The organism is Kitasatospora sp. NPDC088779, assembly GCF_040685395.1.
In the GTDB taxonomy this organism is placed as follows: Bacteria; Actinomycetota; Actinomycetes; order Streptomycetales; family Streptomycetaceae; genus Kitasatospora.
This window is the reverse complement of the sequence record NZ_JBFBHW010000050.1, coordinates 12,526-28,501: the sequence shown is the minus strand read 5'-3', so window position 1 is coordinate 28,501 and position 15,976 is coordinate 12,526. Positions and strand designations below refer to the sequence as shown.

Genomic DNA, 15,976 nt, shown 5'->3' with positions numbered 1-15,976 from the left:
TCGCGCGTTGGGTGATAATCGACCCCGTGAGCGAGCAGCCCCCCACCCCCGCACCCAAGCCCGCCGGCGCCCCCGAGCCGGAGCCGATCCGCTGGTTCGGCACCAGCTGGGTGAACCGGGACAACGGCTACTGGCTGCGCCGCGTCGCCGTGTCGGCCGGCGCGCTGGTCACGACCGCCGCCGCCGTCCTGCTGCTGCGCTTCGGCGTCGAGGGCGTCGCCCTCTCCGACGGCGGCGGCTTCCTGAACGGGCTGCTGACGGCCGCGATCGCGGTCTGCTCGATGATGTGCGTCATGCGCACCTGGAAGGTCCTCACCGAGGGCAAGGACCAGTTGAGCGGCTGGATGGCCGAGGACAAGTCGCTCGGCGCGGTCTGGCTTATCGGCGGCGCCGGCAGCCTGGCCGCCTACTTCGCCCGCAGCCTGGTCGAGGCCCCCGGTGAGGCGGTCAGGCGCTCCTCGTACGAGCGGGCCGTCGCCCAGTACGAGAAGCGCCAGGCGGGCCGCAGCGGCCGGCCCGGCGCCAAGGCGCCGGGCCGGGGCAAGCGCCGGGGCTGAGCCTCAGAGGCGGCTGGCCGCGCCGCACTCGTCGGCGGTCGACAGGTCCTTGCGGCGGTCGTACGGGTCCGTGGTGGGGCCGGTCGGACGGCTGCCCGGGGCGTCCGGCGACTGCGCCGCGAACTGGTCGAACTGCGGGTGGTAGTAGCCGTCGTAGACGTCGCAGGACGAGTTGGCGGACTCCGAACCGCCGCCCTCGCCGAACACGAGCTTCTTCGGGTTGGTCCGGTAGCGGGCCGGGTCGTAGAAGCGGAAGTTCTCGACCCGGCGCACGATCGTGCGCGTGGTCCAGGTGTCCCCGGTCACGTCGGCCGCTGGCACCAGCAGACCCACCGGCTTGGCCGTGCCGTCCTTCGGCGCGGCCGGCTTCGTCGGCGGTTGTCCGCCCGTCGGCGGCTGGGGTGACGCGGCGCGCTTGGTGGCGTCCGGGCCGGGGCGCATCGCGTACACGTAGCTGAAGTCGGCGTGGACGAGGAGGCCCTTGTCCCCGTCGCCCTCGAAGGTGATCCGGCCCTGCACCTTGACCGCGTCGCCCACCTGGACGGCCTCGCGCTGGTCGAAGCGGCTGAACCAGGTGGTCGGGTCGGTGTCCTTGGAGGGTTTCGCCAGCGCGTTGATCGCGCGGTCCCGGTCCTCCCGGTCCAGCAGCGCCAGGGCGGCTTCCGGCCGGCCGCCCGCGATCACCTGCGGGTCCAGGTTGGCGGCGGTCAGGTAGTCCTTGACCAACTGCAGCTGGGCGCCCACCTGTTCGGCGGAGAACACGCCGGTGGCCCGGGCGTCGGGCAGGACGAAGGCCTCGGCGCCGTTCGGCCAGCCCTCGGCGATGGAACCGGCCCACGGGTGGTCCACGGTCGGCTGCTGCTCGTCGACCTTCGGCGGTGCGGCGGTCGGCTTGGCCGTCTCCGGGGCGACGGTGGGCGCGGGGGCGTGGGCCGTCGAGGAGTCGCCGCCGTAGTGGTCGGAGTACCAGCTGCGCAGCCCGTCGAGGTTCAGGGCCGCGAGCAGCACCGCGATGGTCAGCACGACGTACAGCGGCGCGCGCCAGTCCAGCCGGCGGCGGCGCGGGCGCGGGTTGCCCCACGGGTCGGTCACCGGGGGCTTCGGCGTGCGGCCGAACCGGCGGCCGGCCTTGGCCGGGCCGTCGTCGACCGAGCGGCGGCCGCCCGGGTCGACCGGCGGGGTGTGCTTCCACCGGGCGGCCAGCATCCGGGTGCGCCCGGACTGCTCGGTGACGGCGGCCCCCTTGACGAACTCCTCGTCCAGGACGAGGTCTGCGAACGGGTCCTTCCCGCCCGCTCCGGACGGGTCGGACCCGCCCGGCTCGCGGCCCTCGGCGGGGCGCGGTTGTGGATCTTCGGCTGTCGGCATCGCGCCAGTATGCCGACGGGGTGTGACGATTCGTCGATCGGGGGCACACCTTGTGGTGAACTCGTGTGCGGGCGCGGTGATCCGTCCCGGTCTGTTCCGTTCCGGCCGTTTCCGGCGCGCTCTGCGGGGGCGTCAGTCCTTGGTGCGGGCCTGCTTCACCGATCCCACGATCCCGGCGACGGCCAGCAGGATGCCGGCCGGCAGCAGCGCCAGGAAGAACGCGCCGAACAGGCCCGCGTCCCCGAGCAGCAGTTGCGCCAGCATGTCCAGCACCAGCAGCCCGCCGGCCGCCGGGAGGGCCGACTGCCACGGGTGGTCGTTCGCCCAGCGGCGCAGCCGCCGTTCGGAGGTGTCGCGGCGCAGCTGCCCGCCGACGGTGCCGACCAGGAAGAAGAAGAACAGGGCCCAGCCGGCCGGCCCGGCCAGCATGCCCAGGGACCAGTGCCCGGAGATCGCGTCGATCCCCAGGGCGGTCGCACCCACCACCGCACCGACCCCCGCGGCCGTCCGCCACGGTCCCACGGTCGCCGAGGCGACGGCGAGTTGCCGGTTCTCACGTCGGGACATTTCGTCGTGTGCCATGACTCCACGGTGCTCCCGTGCGGCGCCGGAGGCCATAGGGGAAACCCCCGAGATTCTCCCTAGGGACGAGGTGGGGCAACCCGTCGCCGACCACGGGCTGGACGGTCCCTGCGGGTGCCCCCGTGCGGTGCGAGGATGGCCGCAGTACCGAGGTAAGGAGCGGCCATGGGCGCCAGCGCAGCACACGGACAGAAGATCGCCTTCCTGGGCACGGGCAAGATCGGCGAGGCCCTGCTCTCCGGCCTGCTGCGGGCCGGCAAGGACCCGGCGGACGTCCTGGTGACCGCCCGCCGCCCCGAGCGCGCCGCCGAACTCGCCGCCCGCTACGGCGTGGTGGCCGCCTCCAACGCCGAGGCCGCCAAACTCGCCGACACCCTGATCCTCGCCGTCAAGCCGCAGGACATGGGCACCCTGCTGGAGGAGCTGGCCCCGCACGTCGGCGCGGACCGGCTGGTGATCTCGGCCGCGGCCGGCATCCCCACCGCCTGGTTCGAGGAGCGGCTGGCGGCCGGCACCCCGGTGGTCCGGGTGATGCCCAACACGCCGGTCCTGGTGGACGAGGGGATGAGCGTCATCTCCGGCGGCTCGCACGCCACCGAGGAGCACCTGGAGCGGGCCGAGGAGATCTTCAGCTCGGTCGGCAAGGCGCTGCGGCTGCCCGAGGCCCAGCAGGACGCGGCCACCGCGCTCTCCGGCTCCGGCCCGGCCTACTTCTACTTCCTGGTCGAGGCGATGACGGACGCGGGCATCCTGCTCGGCCTGCCCCGGCAGGTGGCGCACGACCTGATCGTGCAGTCCGCGATCGGCGCCTCGGTGATGCTGCGCGACTCCGGCGAGCACCCGGTGAAACTGCGCGAGGCCGTCACCTCCCCGGCCGGCACCACCATCGCGGCCATCCGCGAGCTGGAGAACCACGGGGTGCGGGCCGCGCTGCTGGGCGCCCTGGAGGCGGCGCGGGACCGCTCCCGGGAGCTCGCCTCCGGGGGGAAGTAGCCGGCTGGGTAGGCTCGACGGCATGGCCTACGACCTGGTGATCTTCGACAACGACGGTGTCCTGGTGGACAGCGAGCCGCTCTCCAACCGGGTGCTGGCCGCGTACCTGACCGAACTCGGCTACCCGACCACGGTCGAGGACTCCTACCGGGACTTCATGGGCTGCGCCGCCCACCGCATCCACGACGTGATCGCCGAGCGGTACGACGCCGCGACGCTGCCGGAGGGCTTCGACGAGCTGTTCCACGGCCGGGTCTTCGACGCGTTCGGCACCGAGCTGACGGCCGTCCGGGGTGCGGAGCAGCTGCTGAAGGAACTGCGGCAGCGCTCCGTCCCCTACTGCCTGGCCTCCTCGGCGCACCACGTGTGGATCCGCACCGCGCTGGACGTCACCGGCCTGCGCGGGTACGTCGCCGAGGAGCGGATCTTCAGCGCCCAGGACGTCGGCGTGGGCAAGCCCGCGCCGGACCTCTTCCTGCACGCCGCCCGCACCCTCGGCGTCGACCCGGCCCGCTGCCTGGTCGTCGAGGACAGCCCCAACGGCGTGCTGGCGGCCCGGGCCGCGGGCATGGACGTGTACGGCTACACCGCGCTCACCGACCCGGCGAAGCTGACCGCCGCCGGGGCCACCGGGCTGATCGCCGACCTCTCCGAGGTCACCGCCCTGCTCTGACCCGCCCTGCTCTGACCCGCCCTGCTCCGACCCGCCCTGCTCCGACCGGTTCCGCCCGGCCCTTCCGTCCGGCTGCGGAAAGTCCCTGCGCGACCCCTCCCGCAATCGCGGTCCACCGCCTACGCTCTCGCCAACATCGTCGTACCGGCCAGTAGCGAGGTTCGCCATGAGTGCCGCGTCACCCGCGATCCCGCCCGGCCTGCGCGCCGGGCGGGCCGCGCTCGCCGTCAGCTTCCTGCTCCAGGGCACCACCTTCGCGCTGCTGGTCACCTGCATTCCGGAGATCCAGCACCGGTACGGGCTGAGCGACGCGCTGCTGCCGCTGTTCCTGGCCGCGGTGCCGATCCTCGCCGGGGTCGGCTCGATCACCTCCGAACAGCTGGTGAAGCGCACCGGCGCGCGGGCCGTGCTGCGGGTCGTCCAGCCGCTGGTCTGCCTCAGCCTCGCGGGCGCCGGCCTCGGCGACACGCTCTGGCAACTCGCCGTCGCGCTCGGGGCGTTCGGCCTGCTGGTGGGCGCGCTCGACGCGAGCATGAACATGCTGGGGGTGGGCCTGCAACACCGCTACGGCCGCTCGATCATGATCGGCTTCCACGCCGCGTTCAGCCTCGGCGGCATCCTCGGGGCGGCCCTCGCCGGCCTCGGCTCGCACTACGGGCTCGGCCTGCCGGTGCTGTTCGGCACGGTCGCGGCGGTGATCGCCCCGCTGGCCCTGCTGACCGGCACCCGATTCGCCGGACCGGCCGAACTCGGGGACGCCGTCCGGGAGGCCGCCGAGGCCGCCGCGCGGTCCATCCCCTGGCGGCCGCTGCTGCCGCTGTGCCTGGCGATGGCCTTCGCGTACATCGCGGACGCCTCGGTCTCCAACTACAGCGTCAAGTACCTCACCGACGGCCTGGGCAGCGCCGCGGACGTCGCCAAGCTGTCCTACCTCGGCTACATGGTCGCGATGCTGCTGGGCCGCGCGCTGGGCGACCGCGCGGTGCAGCGCTGGGGCGCCGTCCCGGTGGTCCGGGCCGGTGCCGGGCTGGCCGCGCTCGGCTTCGCGCTGGCCGCCGCCGCGCCCGCCGCCTGGGTGGGGATCGCCGGGTTCACCGTGCTCGGCTTCGGCATCTGCGCCATCATCCCGCAGGTGTTCGCGGCCGGGGGCCGGCTGTTCCCGGCCGACTCGGACGCCGCGGTGGCCCGGCTGAACCTCTTCAACTACGTGGGCTTCCTGATCGGTTCGCCGCTGGTCGGGACGATCGCCGACGCGAGTTCGTACCGCTGGGCGCTGCTCGCCCCGATGCTGCTGGTGCTCGCCGTCCTGCCGCTGGCCGAGCGCTTCGCCCCGGCCCCGGCGCTCGCCCCCGCCACGGTGTGACGGGGGCGGGGGCGGGGGCGAGCGGGGGCGGGAAGGGAGGTCAGCCGATCACGGTGGCCAGCTCGGGCAGGCCGTTGGCCCACAGCTGGTCCTTGATGCCACCACCCGACTGGTAGTACTCGTAGTAGACGTACGGTGCCCAGTTCAGGGTGTACGGCCCGGTCCAGGTCGGGGCCGAGGTGATCTGGACGGTGACCGCGACGGTGCGGGTCTCGCCCGGGGCGATCGGCGCCCGGAAGTGGAAGTTCGCGTTGTTCCCGTTGACGGCGCAGTCGGTGGAGTCGCCGGAACACCCGGTGACCGTGAACGCGCCGGCCTCCTGGTTGGCCGGCCAGATCGGCTGGATGAACTCGTAGGCGAAGTAGATGTCGGTGGTCTCGGTGTTGGTGAGCGAGAGCGTCAGGGTCAGCTGGTCGCCCGCCGCCGCCGTCTTCTTGTCGACGGCGAACGAGCTGCCGCTGACCGCGGCGGAGGCCGGCTGGGCGGCAAAGAGCAGGCCAAGTCCCAGTAATGCAGCGAGAATTACCCCAAGGCGTTGCGCGCTGAATGGCTTCATGGCGGAGAGGATATGAAGTCGTGAAGGTTTTGTCTGTAGGGCCTCCGCGGGGGCCCTGAGCCCCGCCCCCGGCGCGCCCTGGACAAGGCCCGGCCACCCCCACCCGCTACGGTGGAGGCCATGCCCGACGCCGAGCGTGACACCCCCTGCGGCCTGCACCTCTTCTGGGACGAGGCCGTCACCGCCTACGACTTCGGCCCCGGCCACCCGATGGACCCGACCCGGCTGGCGCTCACCATGCGCCTGGTCGAGGCCCTCGGACTGGACGCCGGGCCCGGGGTGACGGTGCGGGCCGCACCGCCCGCCGGCGAGTCCACCCTGCGGCTGGTGCACACCCGGGAGTACGTCGAGGCGGTCAAATACGCCGCCGCCCACCCCGACGAGTCGGATCCCCGGCACGGGCTCGGCACCGACGACAACTGGTCCTTTCCCGCCGTGCATTCGGCCTCCGCGCTGATCGCCGGTCAGTCCGTGGCCGCCGCCGAGGCGGTCTGGCGCGGGGAGACCCCGCACGCCGTGAACTTCGCCGGCGGGCTGCACCACGCGATGCCCGCCAAGGCCTCCGGCTTCTGCGTCTACAACGACCCGGCGCTGGCCGTCGCCCGGCTGCTCGAACTCGGCGCCGAGCGGGTCGCCTACGTCGACGTGGACGTCCACCACGGCGACGGCGTCCAGCAGGCCTTCTGGAACGACCCCCGGGTGCTCACGATCTCGCTCCACGAGCACCCCGCCACGCTCTTCCCGCAGACCGGCTGGCCCACCGAGACCGGCGGCCCGGACGCCCCCGGCTCCGCCGCCAACCTGCCGCTGCCGGCCGGCACCGGCGACGCCGGCTGGCTGCGCGCCTTCCACGCCGTGGTGCCCGAACTGCTCACCGCCTTCCGCCCGCAGGTCCTGGTCACCCAGCACGGTGCCGACACCCACCTGGAGGACCCGCTCGCCCACCTCGCCGTCACGCTGGACGCCCAGCGGATGATCGCCGAGGAACTGCACGACCTCGCCCACCGGCTCACCGGCGGCCGCTGGATCGCCACCGGCGGGGGCGGCTACGCCGTCGTGGACGTCGTCCCGCGCACCTGGACCCACCTGGTCGCCACCGCCGCCGGACGGCCCGTCGACCCGGCCACCGAGACCCCCGAGTCCTGGCGCGCCGAGGTCTACCGCCGCACCCGCCGGCCCGCCCCGCTGCGGATGACCGACGGCGCCCGACCGGTCTGGCGCGACTTCGACGCGGGTTACGATCCGGCCGACCGACTCGATCAGGCCATCCTCGCCAGCCGCCGCGCGGTGTTCCCCCACCTCGGCCTCCTGGCCTGAGGCCGGCCTCCCCGCCCAGGTGCGGGTGGGCCGTGCGTACGCCCACTCCCGCGTTCCGCCGAGTGACTACGTACTGCAACAGTCCTATCTCTCACCGTACGAGGACCGCACCTCCCCTCTTCCCACTGGTACCACCCATAACTACTCTGGGGATACACGTGTGCCGGTGGAGTCACCGGAGGGGAAGCCGGTGCCTTGCACACGGGTGAAGGGTCGGGTGATGGTCATGAGTTCCGGCGAACGCCCCTTGCAGGAAGTCGTCTTCCTGACCGTGGCGGAGGTTGCCTCGGTCATGCGGGTGTCGAAGATGACGGTGTACCGGTTGGTGCACAGCGGAGAGCTGCCGGCCATCAGGGTCGGGCGGTCCTTCCGGGTGCCCCAGCAGGCGGTGCACGAGTACCTCAAGGAGTCCTACGTGAGGCTTGAGAGCGCGTAGTTCCGGGTGGGCGGGGGTGGGGCCGCAGCTGCGGATCCCACCCCCGTTCGCCGGGGATTCCCCGCGAGTTTCCCGGTCACCGGGAGCACGATTACGGCCCTGGGCCCGTGGACGGTAGGCTAGGCCGTCCGTCAGTCGTATGGACTCCGTCTCTCACGGGCGAGAGTCTCAGTGAGCGAGGGTTGTTCCGTGGGCTCTGTCATCAAGAAGCGTCGCAAGCGTATGGCCAAGAAGAAGCACCGCAAGCTTCTGAAGAGGACCCGCGTTCAGCGTCGCAACAAGAAGTAAGCGCCCCCGGCCGCGCTCAGCGCGCCCGGCGCTTCCACCGCCCGCCCAGGCCTCGGCCTGGGCGGGCGGTGTCGTTTCACGGCCCGGCAGGGCGGCACGGTACGGTGCACGCAGGCCGCTCGGGCCGAGGGAATGGGGTGCACACCGTGGGCGTGGTCGTGCTCGTCACCGGCGTGGCACGCCATCTCGGTGCCCGCTTCGCCGCCGAGGTCCGCCGTCGTCCGGGTGTGGACCTGGTGGTCGGCGTGGACGTGCAGCCGCCCCGGCTGCCGGTCGAGGAGCCGGACGGACCGGCCGCCGAGTACCGCTTCCACCAGCTCGACCTGCGCCGCCCGGCGGTCTCCCGGGTGATCGCCGAGCACCGGGTCGACACCGTGGTCCACCTCAGCGTCAGCGCCACCGGCCTGGGCTCCACCAACCGCTCCGCGGTGAAGGAGTCCAACGTCATCGGCACCATGCAACTGCTCGGCGCCTGCCAGAAGGCGCCCGGGGTGCGCCGGTTGGTGGTGAAGTCGACCACCGGCGTCTACGGCTCCGCGCCCCGCGACCCGGCGGTGTTCACCGAGCGGATCCAGCCGAAGAACCCGCCCGGCGGCGGCTTCGCCAAGGACGCGGCGGAGGTCGAGGGCTACGTCCGCGGCTTCGCCCGGCGCCGCCCGGACGTCGCGGTGACGGTCCTGCGCTTCGCCAACATCGTCGGCCCCGGCGCGGACACCCCGCTCAGCGAGTACTTCGCGCTGCCCGTGCTGCCGACCGTCCTCGGCTACGACCCCCGGCTCCAGTTCGTGCACGAGGACGACGCCGTCGCGGTGCTCTGCCGGGCCGCCGCCGAGGCCGAGCCGGGCACCGTCAACACCGGGACCTTCAACGTGGCCGGGGAGGGCGTCCTGCTGCTCTCCCAGTGCGCCCGCCGGCTCGGCCGGCCGACCGTGCCGCTGCTGCTGCCCGCGGTCAGCTGGATGGCCGGGCTGGCCCGGCAGACCCGGCTGCTGGACGTCTCGCCGGAGCAGCTGCGGCTGCTCACCCACGGCCGGGTGGTGGACACCGCGCGACTGCGCGAGACGCTCGGCTACCGCCCGGCGTTCACCACCCCGGAGGCCTTCGCCGACTTCGCCGCCGCGCAGGGGCCCGGCCTGCTGCCGCCCGAGCGGCTGGCCGCCGTCACCGACCGGCTGGCCGCCCTGCTCGGCCCGGTGCGGGCCCCGGCCGCCGGCGTCCCCACCGTCCGTACCGACCGCCCCCGCCGACCCAGGAGCTGAACCCGCGATGAGTGCCGCAGCCGAGAACGCGCCGGGCGAGGCCAGGGTCATCCCGATCGAGTCCGCCCCCAGCTGGACCTCGCCCGACGACCCCGGGCCCGCCGACCGGCTCGCCGACGCCGTCGGCGGGGCGTTGTCCGGGCAGCTCGGTTCGGCGGCCACCAGACTGTTCGGCAAGGGCTGGGAGGGCCGGGCCGCGGACGGGCTGGCCTTCCTGCGCCGCCGGATCACCGGCGACTACGAGGTGGACGAGTTCGGCTTCGACCGGGAGCTCACCGAGGAGGTGCTGCTCGCCCTGCTGCGCCCGCTGGCCGAGAAGTACTTCCGGATCGAGGTCCAGGGAGTCGAGAACATCCCGGCCGAGGGCGGCGCGCTGATCGTCGCCAACCACTCCGGGACGATCCCGCTGGACGCCCTGATGACCCAGGTCGCCATCCACGACCACCACCCGCACCACCGGCACCTGCGGATGCTCGCCGCCGACCTGGTGTTCGTGCTGCCGGGCGTCAACGAGCTGGCCCGCAAGGCCGGCCACACGCTGGCCTGCAACGAGGACGCCCAGGCGCTGCTGGAGCGCGGCGAGGTGGTCGGGGTCTGGCCGGAGGGCTTCAAGGGCATCGGCAAGCCGTTCGCCGAGCGGTACAAGCTCCAGCGCTTCGGGCGCGGCGGCTTCGTCTCCTCGGCGCTGCGCGCGAAGGTGCCGATCGTGCCGTGCTCGATCGTCGGCGCCGAGGAGACCTACCCGATGATCGGCAACGTGAAGACGCTGGCCCGGCTGCTGGGCCTGCCGTACGTGCCGATCACGCCGACCTTCCCGTGGCTGGGGCCGCTGGGCGTGCTGCCGCTGCCGACCAAGTGGACCATCCGGTTCGGGGAGCCGATCGCCACCGATGGGTACCCGGCGGAGGCGGCGGACGACCCGATGCTGGTCTTCGACCTGGCCGACGAGGTGCGCGAGACGATCCAGCACACGCTCTACAAGCTGCTGGTGCAGCGGCGGTCGGTGTTCTTCTAGGTTTCCCGCGACCTTCGGGGGCCTCCCGTGGCCTCCGAGGCACGGCCGAGGGCCCCGGCGATCCCTGGAACTCCAGGGATCGCCGGGGCCCCGCGTCGTCCGGTCAGCCGCCGAGGAGCCGCAGCCCGGGCAGCAGGCCCGGGATCAGCGGGGGCACCTCGACGCCCTGCGGCTGGCCGGCGGCCGGGGCGCTGGGCGTGCCGGAGGGCGGCTGCGGTGCCTGCGGCGGGGCCGGGGCGGCGCTCGGCGAGGTCCTGCCGCCGGTGAGCCCGCTGGTGAGGTCCCCGACGAGCCCGTTGACGGCGTCCGGCGCGCTGCTGGGCAGGGTGCTCGGCAGGCCGCCGCCCTTGGCGCCGGTGCCGCCGGGCGTGCTGGCGCCGGTGCTGGCGGGGGCCCGCTCGGTGCCGCCGGGGCGGTTGTTGCCGCCGCTGGTCGCGCCGGTGGCACCGCCCTGGGCCGGGCCGTCGCCGGGCGCGGGGCCGGAGCCGTTCGCCGGGGTGTCGGCGGGGGCGCCGCCGGTGGCCGGGCCGGCCGTGTCGCCGCCCGCTCCGGTGCCGGCCGGGCCACCGCTCTTGGCGGCGGGCTGGGCCAGGCGCAGGGGCGCGACGTCCTCGCTTATGTCGTCGAAGAGCTGGTCGACCAGGTGGGCCTGCTGGGTGAGCTGGACGGGCAGCTGGCCCGCCAGTTCGGTCCAGCGGCCGTCCTCGCCCTGGGCGAAGCCGGCCAGGGCGCGCATCGGGCCGAGCGAGCCGTTGCTGCGGTAGACCGAGCGGAGCAGCTCGCGGCCCTTGATGGCGTCGGCGTGCATGTCGTCCAGCGCGCGGCGGACCCGTTCGACGGTGCCCGGGCTGAGCCCGGTGGCCGGGCCGGGGTGGCCGACCAGGGTCTTGGCCTCGCCTAGCCTGGTGGCGGCGTTGTCGAGCAGCAGTTCGCCGCGCTCGGAGTCGGTGTCCGCCAGGTCGAGCCTGAGCCCTTCGAGGCCGCGCTTCATGCCGTACAGCGTGTCCCCGGGGAGGGCGTTGGAGCTGGCGGCGGCGGCGCCGGCGAGGCTGCCGACGGCCAGTCCGGCGACCAGCCCGCCGATCGCGAACCGGCGGCTCCAGCGGCCGCGCGGCGCCGTCCGGATGGCCCGGTGCCGGCGTTGGCGGGGCACCGTGGCGCCCGGTCCGCCGGCGAAGGCCTGCTCGAACGCGGCCATCAGCTGGGCGCGTTGGACGGTCCGTACCTCCGGGTCCAGCGCCGGTCCGGGCATCGCGCCCAGTGCGTCGGTCAGGCCGACCAGTTGGGCCATCGCGACCGGACCGGCGCCGGTGGCAGCGGTGTTCGCCGATTCGGCGTCCGCTGCGCCGCGCTGCTCCGCCCGGTGGGCCTCCAGCGCCTCGGCGAAGGCCTTCGCCCGTCGGTGCTCCAGCACGTTTGCCGTCACGGGCCACACCTCCCTTCGTCGTTGTCGACACCCCGGCCTGCCGGACGGTTGCCTCGGCGGGCCAAAGCCACTCCATCGGGTGACAGGTCGCAATTCGGCTTGACCGTACGCCTGGTGGGGACTTGCATGCTGGCCAACGAGTGGTGCGGGCGGTGGGTTACGCACGGCTGATCATCGGATCGACCGTTCACCCGGACGTGTCGGTCGGGTGCGGACGGTGACGGCCCGTCGGGCCGCCCGCCGGCTATGCCGCCCCCGGTCACCGCGGCCTCACCGGGCGTCCGGCGGCAGCAGTCGGGCCAGGGTGCGGACGGCGCGGTACTGGAGGGTCTTGATGGCACCCTCGTTCTTGCCCATGATCCGCGCGGTCTCGGCCACCGAGAGCCCCTGGAGGAAGCGGAGCGTCACGCACTCCTGCTGCTGCGGGTTGAGCCGGTGCACCGCGTCCAGCAGGGCGGCGTTGGAGAGCGACTCCAGCACCGACTCCTCCGGGCTGCGCTCGCACTCGTTGGAGTCGAGCATCTCGCCGGTGGTCACCTCCAGCCGGAAGCGGCTGGACTTGAAGTGGTCGGCGACCAGGTTGCGGGCGATGGTCACCAGCCAGGCGCCGAAGTCCCGGCCCTGCCAGGTGAAGGTGCCGATCCGGCGCAGCGCGCGCAGGAACGTCTCGCTGGTGAGGTCCTCGGCGGTGGCCCGGCTGCCGACCCGGTAGTAGATGTAGCGGTAGACGGTGTCCGAGTAGTGGTCGTAGAGCCGGCCGAAGGCCTCGCTCTCGCCGGCCTGGGCCCGCTCGACCAGCTCCATGATCGGGTTGTGCTCGGTCTCGTAGCCGGGGCTCGGCGCGGTCCGGGCGCGGCCGCGGCCGACGCCGGTGCTGCCGGTGCGGCCGCGCGAGCCGGTGCCGGTGGAGCCGGCGGCGGTGGTGCGCAGCGCCAGGCCGGAGCCGTGCGGGTGTCCGAACGGGGCTCCGGCGGGCACGAGTTGGGGCGAGGCGGCGAGCTGGCTGCGGAGCAGGTTGCGCAGCAGGTCCAGGCCGGTGGAGATCTGCCGGTCGGCGACGGGGCGGCCGCGGAGGCCGGTGCGGGGGCGCAGGGGCGCGGACGACGGGCGGGAGGGTGCAGGCGCGTCGTTCCGGACGGGTGGGTACACGGGACTCCCAGAGGCAGAACTGTGGACGGATCACCTCCGCCTGCGCGGAGAGCACTCCCGCGCCGCCCGTTCGAGCGGGGCGCGTGGGTGACGTGCATCCAGGAGAGAATAACGCTTTGTGCAATGACAGCTACACCGTGTGGTCGAAGTGGTCGTTTGGGATCCATTTATCGCGCATATTCGGCTGACACTGACCGGACCTGTCATCGTTCATCCGGCTCAACGTGACCGTTCGGGCGCCCAGGGTGACCAATTCGGCGGTCAGGCCGGTGGTTTCCCAGTCTTGAGGCCCGGCAACCCCCGACTTTCCCGGTCTGGCGAACGATCAGAACCAGTCACCGGGTGACAGGTTCGTTCATTGGGCCGGAAAGCCGTACCGGAAACGGGAGTTCGCCCGTACGAGGGGCCAGGTCAGAGGCCTGGTTGACGGCTGGTCGCCCGCGTGGGGAGGCCGTGGGGAGGCCGCGGGCAGGCCTGTCGGCTGGGGGCGCGACCGGGGGTGGCGGAAGCCCGTCAGGCACAGCGGCGGCGGCGGTTCAGGGCCACCCCGGCGGCCGCCGCACCCGCGAGCACCCCGAGCGCGGCCGCGGCCGGCAGTCCCACCCGGGCCGCCTTCCGGCCGGTCCGGAAGTCCCGCACCCGCCAGCCCTGGGCCCGGGCGTGGCGGCGCAGCGCGCCGTCCGGGTTCACCACGTACGGGTGGCCGACCAGCGAGAGCATCGGGATGTCGTTGGCCGAGTCGCTGTACGCGGCGCAGCGGTCGAGGTCCAGCCGCTCGTGCCGGGCCAGCGCGTGCACCGCGGCCGCCTTGGCCGGGCCGTGCAGCAGCTCGCCGACCAGCCGGCCGGTGTACCGGCCGCCGTCGGCCTCGGCGACGGTGCCCAGGGCGCCGGTCATGCCGAGCCGGCGGGCGATCACCCGGGCCACCTCCAGCGGGGCGGCGGTGACCAGCCAGACCCGCTGGCCGGCGTCCAGGTGCATCTGGACCAGGGCGCGGGTGCCGGGCCAGATCTTGTCGGCCACGACCTGCTCGAAGACCTCCTCGCAGATCGCCTCCAGGTCGGCGGTGCTCTTCCCGGCGACCAGGCCGAGCGCGGTGTGCTGGGCGTCCGAGATGTGCTCCGGGTCCTCGGCGCCGTTCAGCCGGAACCAGGCCTGCTGCCAGGCGAACCGGGCGATGTCGCGGCGGGTGAGGAAGCCGCGCCGGTAGAGGCCGACCCCGAGGTAGAAGATCGCGGCTCCGCGCAGGATGGTGTTGTCGCAGTCGAAGAACGCGGCGGCGCGCGGGTCGCCCGGCTCGGGGGTGTGGTTCTCGGCCGGGGCCTTGGGCGCCTTGCCGGGCCTGCCCGCGGTGGGCGCGGCGCTCCCGGCGCTCTCGGCGCTCTCGGTGCTCCCGGCGGCGACCTCGGCCGGAGCGGTGCTCCCGGCGGGCGCGGTGCTCTCCGCGGGGGCGGTGGCCGACTCCGGCTCGGCCTGCAGCGCAGCTGCCGCCGCCTCGGCGGCAGCCTCGCCCGCCAGGGCGCTCCGCTCGGTGGTGGAACGCTTCGCCTGGGTGAGCCTTCGGAGCACGGCCATGTCATCGAGCATAGCCAGCCGGGCGCGCGGCGGCCGTGACGGCGGCGTGCCCGCGCGGTGAACACCGGGCGGTCCCGGGCGCCGGCGGGGCGGCCGCCGGGCGGGCGGACAATGGCCGGGTGAGCCCACTGCTGCGACGTGACAAGAGCCCGAAGCCCGCGCCGGCCGACCGCACCGTGACCCTGGTCGGCAAGCCCGGCTGCCATCTGTGCGACGACGCCCGGGAGGTGATCGTCCGGGTGGCGGGCGAGCTGGGCGCGACCTTCGAGGAGAAGGACATCACCCAGGACGAGGAGTTGTACCGGCGCTACTGGGAGCAGATCCCGGTGACCCTGATCGACGGGCGCCAGCACGACTTCTGGCGGGTCGACGAGCGCCGCCTGCGCGCCGCCCTCGGCGGCTGACCGCTCCCGCGCACCGCCGCTGCCGCCCCGCCACTCGGCGGGGGCGGTTCGCCGAATCGTTGTCAAAGACACCCCGGTCCGGCTTGGGCCGGGGCCGGTTGGTCGGCTTACGATCGAACGCGTTTGCGCCCGAGGGGGGCTGAGCACGCGAGGAGTGCCGCCATGCTTCCCGGCCCGACCCCTGGGACGCCCGAAGCCCCGCCGGGCGCCAGGGGCTTCGCCGTGGTGGACGTGGAGGCGACCGGCCGCAGCCCGTGGCGGCACCGGGTGGTCGAGATCGCGGTGGTCCTGCTGGACGAGCGGCTGCGCCCGGAGGGGGAGTTCGCCACCCTGCTCGACCCGCTGGGCCCGGTCGGTCCGACCCACGTGCACCGGATACACCAGGCGGACGTCGAGGGCGCCCCGCGTTTCCGGGAGATCGCCCCGCGGCTGCTGGAGCTGCTGGCCGGCCGGGTGCTGGTGGGTCACCACGTCAGCTGCGACCACAAATTCCTGGATCGCGAGTTCGCCCGGATCGGGGTCGCGCTGCCGCCCGTGCCGCTGCTGTGCACGATGCGGCTGGCCCGCGCCCACCTGCCGCAGGCCCGCGGCCACGGCCTGGCGGCCTGCGTGGAGGCGGCGGGCCTGGGCTGGTACCCGGCGCACACCGCGCTGGGCGACGCCCGGGTGACCGCCGAGCTGCTGCGGCACTGCGTCGGCGTCCCGTCCTGCCCGCCGGACGACTGGGCGGGCCCGCTGCGCGAGGCGGCCCGGGTGCCCTGGCCGCGGCTGGGCCGGGCCCGCTCCCGCCCGTCCGGCACGCCCGTCCCGCTGGTGCGCCGGGAGGCGCCGTACGGCCCGTGGCTGCCCGGGGTGCCCGCCCCGGCCGTCCTCCTGACGGAGCGCGGTGCTATGGGCTCGACGGCGTGATGCGCATCACTGTGTGGGGACAAAACGGACACCATCTTTGTGCACACGTTCACAAACGCATAGCCTGGCTGCCAAAGCCCAGCTTCACCCACAGGAGCACCGTGGC

The 15,976-nt window shown here is 74.0% G+C and carries 17 protein-coding genes; 11 read left to right on the top strand and 6 right to left on the bottom strand.

The genetic code is table 11. The annotated features are described in order from the left end of the window. Window positions 1–26: 26 nt before the first annotated feature. Window positions 27–557: a hypothetical protein gene (locus AB0P03_RS32735; protein WP_363587757.1), complete on the top strand. Its 531-nt coding sequence runs from the start codon at window positions 27–29 to the stop codon at window positions 555–557. Between the two features lie 3 nt (window positions 558–560). Here AB0P03_RS32735 and AB0P03_RS32730 read toward each other — a convergent pair whose 3' ends face one another. After that, complete coding sequence (locus AB0P03_RS32730) at window positions 561–1,925, bottom strand: hypothetical protein (RefSeq protein WP_363587759.1); 1,365 nt, start codon at window positions 1,923–1,925, stop codon at window positions 561–563. 132 nt (window positions 1,926–2,057) lie between these two features. After that, entirely contained in the window at window positions 2,058–2,507 is a 450-nt protein-coding gene (locus AB0P03_RS32725) for a hypothetical protein (protein ID WP_159398487.1), read from the bottom strand. A gap of 165 nt (window positions 2,508–2,672) precedes the next feature. Here AB0P03_RS32725 and proC point away from each other — a divergent pair, with 165 nt between their 5' ends. The 3 genes from proC to AB0P03_RS32710 all read left to right on the top strand — a co-directional run bounded on the left by proC (window position 2,673) and on the right by AB0P03_RS32710 (window position 5,536). After that, window positions 2,673–3,500: a pyrroline-5-carboxylate reductase gene (gene proC / locus AB0P03_RS32720; RefSeq protein WP_063348845.1), complete on the top strand. Its 828-nt coding sequence runs from the start codon at window positions 2,673–2,675 to the stop codon at window positions 3,498–3,500. A 22-nt stretch (window positions 3,501–3,522) separates the two neighbouring features. After that, a complete protein-coding gene (locus tag AB0P03_RS32715) occupies window positions 3,523–4,173 on the top strand; it encodes an HAD family hydrolase (RefSeq protein WP_363632228.1) in 651 nt (216 codons plus the stop codon). Window positions 4,174–4,339: 166 nt separating this feature from the next. After that, window positions 4,340–5,536 (top strand): MFS transporter, encoded by a 1,197-nt coding sequence (locus AB0P03_RS32710; protein WP_363617805.1) that lies wholly within the window; start codon window positions 4,340–4,342, stop codon window positions 5,534–5,536. A gap of 40 nt (window positions 5,537–5,576) precedes the next feature. Here AB0P03_RS32710 and AB0P03_RS32705 read toward each other — a convergent pair whose 3' ends face one another. After that, window positions 5,577–6,092 carry a hypothetical protein gene (locus AB0P03_RS32705; protein ID WP_363587765.1) on the bottom strand — a complete coding sequence of 172 codons (516 nt, stop codon included), beginning with the start codon at window positions 6,090–6,092 and terminating at the stop codon, window positions 5,577–5,579. Between the two features lie 120 nt (window positions 6,093–6,212). Here AB0P03_RS32705 and AB0P03_RS32700 point away from each other — a divergent pair, with 120 nt between their 5' ends. The 5 genes from AB0P03_RS32700 (at window position 6,213) to AB0P03_RS32680 (ending at window position 10,407) form a co-directional block, all read left to right on the top strand. Beyond that, on the top strand, window positions 6,213–7,409 hold the full coding sequence (locus AB0P03_RS32700; protein WP_363587767.1) for an acetoin utilization protein AcuC: 1,197 nt from the start codon (window positions 6,213–6,215) through the stop codon (window positions 7,407–7,409). A 226-nt stretch (window positions 7,410–7,635) separates the two neighbouring features. Then, on the top strand, window positions 7,636–7,845 hold the full coding sequence (locus AB0P03_RS32695) for a helix-turn-helix domain-containing protein (RefSeq protein WP_063351305.1): 210 nt from the start codon (window positions 7,636–7,638) through the stop codon (window positions 7,843–7,845). A 189-nt stretch (window positions 7,846–8,034) separates the two neighbouring features. Beyond that, a complete protein-coding gene (locus tag AB0P03_RS32690; protein WP_003948845.1) occupies window positions 8,035–8,133 on the top strand; it encodes an AURKAIP1/COX24 domain-containing protein in 99 nt (32 codons plus the stop codon). Window positions 8,134–8,279: 146 nt separating this feature from the next. Further along, on the top strand, window positions 8,280–9,392 hold the full coding sequence (locus AB0P03_RS32685; RefSeq protein ID WP_363618043.1) for an NAD-dependent epimerase/dehydratase family protein: 1,113 nt from the start codon (window positions 8,280–8,282) through the stop codon (window positions 9,390–9,392). A gap of 7 nt (window positions 9,393–9,399) precedes the next feature. Further along, the gene (locus tag AB0P03_RS32680) at window positions 9,400–10,407 is read left to right on the top strand and encodes a lysophospholipid acyltransferase family protein (RefSeq protein WP_363587769.1); all 1,008 of its coding nucleotides are present in this window, start codon (window positions 9,400–9,402) and stop codon (window positions 10,405–10,407) included. A gap of 103 nt (window positions 10,408–10,510) precedes the next feature. On the opposite strand, the gene AB0P03_RS32675 is transcribed toward AB0P03_RS32680, so the two are convergent. The 3 genes from AB0P03_RS32675 to AB0P03_RS32665 all read right to left on the bottom strand — a co-directional run bounded on the left by AB0P03_RS32675 (window position 10,511) and on the right by AB0P03_RS32665 (window position 14,557). Further along, window positions 10,511–11,833: a DUF5667 domain-containing protein gene (locus AB0P03_RS32675; RefSeq protein ID WP_363632227.1), complete on the bottom strand. Its 1,323-nt coding sequence runs from the start codon at window positions 11,831–11,833 to the stop codon at window positions 10,511–10,513. A 270-nt stretch (window positions 11,834–12,103) separates the two neighbouring features. Next, the gene (locus AB0P03_RS32670) at window positions 12,104–12,925 is read right to left on the bottom strand and encodes an ECF subfamily RNA polymerase sigma factor, BldN family (protein ID WP_363587803.1); all 822 of its coding nucleotides are present in this window, start codon (window positions 12,923–12,925) and stop codon (window positions 12,104–12,106) included. Between the two features lie 570 nt (window positions 12,926–13,495). After that, window positions 13,496–14,557 carry an HAD-IB family hydrolase gene (locus AB0P03_RS32665; protein ID WP_363632225.1) on the bottom strand — a complete coding sequence of 354 codons (1,062 nt, stop codon included), beginning with the start codon at window positions 14,555–14,557 and terminating at the stop codon, window positions 13,496–13,498. 119 nt (window positions 14,558–14,676) lie between these two features. On the opposite strand from AB0P03_RS32665, the gene AB0P03_RS32660 reads away from it, so the two are divergent. Together AB0P03_RS32660 and AB0P03_RS32655 are read left to right on the top strand one after the other, a co-directional pair. Further along, window positions 14,677–14,961 (top strand): glutaredoxin family protein, encoded by a 285-nt coding sequence (locus AB0P03_RS32660; RefSeq protein ID WP_063348853.1) that lies wholly within the window; start codon window positions 14,677–14,679, stop codon window positions 14,959–14,961. A gap of 162 nt (window positions 14,962–15,123) precedes the next feature. Further along, entirely contained in the window at window positions 15,124–15,870 is a 747-nt protein-coding gene (locus AB0P03_RS32655) for a 3'-5' exonuclease (protein ID WP_363632223.1), read from the top strand. The last annotated feature ends 106 nt before the right edge of the window (window positions 15,871–15,976 follow it).

Excerpts from the sequence above, each read along its gene's own strand:
- AB0P03_RS32730 (WP_363587759.1), bottom strand. The coding sequence starts at position 1,925 with ATGCCGACAGCCGAAGATCCACAACCGCGCCCCGCCGAGGGCCGCGAG.
- AB0P03_RS32725 (WP_159398487.1), bottom strand. The coding sequence starts at position 2,507 with ATGGCACACGACGAAATGTCCCGACGTGAGAACCGGCAACTCGCCGTC.
- proC (WP_063348845.1), top strand. The coding sequence starts at position 2,673 with ATGGGCGCCAGCGCAGCACACGGACAGAAGATCGCCTTCCTGGGCACG.
- AB0P03_RS32715 (WP_363632228.1), top strand. The coding sequence starts at position 3,523 with ATGGCCTACGACCTGGTGATCTTCGACAACGACGGTGTCCTGGTGGAC.
- AB0P03_RS32710 (WP_363617805.1), top strand. The coding sequence starts at position 4,340 with ATGAGTGCCGCGTCACCCGCGATCCCGCCCGGCCTGCGCGCCGGGCGG.
- AB0P03_RS32705 (WP_363587765.1), bottom strand. The coding sequence starts at position 6,092 with ATGAAGCCATTCAGCGCGCAACGCCTTGGGGTAATTCTCGCTGCATTA.
- AB0P03_RS32700 (WP_363587767.1), top strand. The coding sequence starts at position 6,213 with ATGCCCGACGCCGAGCGTGACACCCCCTGCGGCCTGCACCTCTTCTGG.
- AB0P03_RS32695 (WP_063351305.1), top strand. The coding sequence starts at position 7,636 with ATGAGTTCCGGCGAACGCCCCTTGCAGGAAGTCGTCTTCCTGACCGTG.
- AB0P03_RS32680 (WP_363587769.1), top strand. The coding sequence starts at position 9,400 with ATGAGTGCCGCAGCCGAGAACGCGCCGGGCGAGGCCAGGGTCATCCCG.
- AB0P03_RS32665 (WP_363632225.1), bottom strand. The coding sequence starts at position 14,557 with ATGGCCGTGCTCCGAAGGCTCACCCAGGCGAAGCGTTCCACCACCGAG.
- AB0P03_RS32655 (WP_363632223.1), top strand. The coding sequence starts at position 15,124 with ATGCTTCCCGGCCCGACCCCTGGGACGCCCGAAGCCCCGCCGGGCGCC.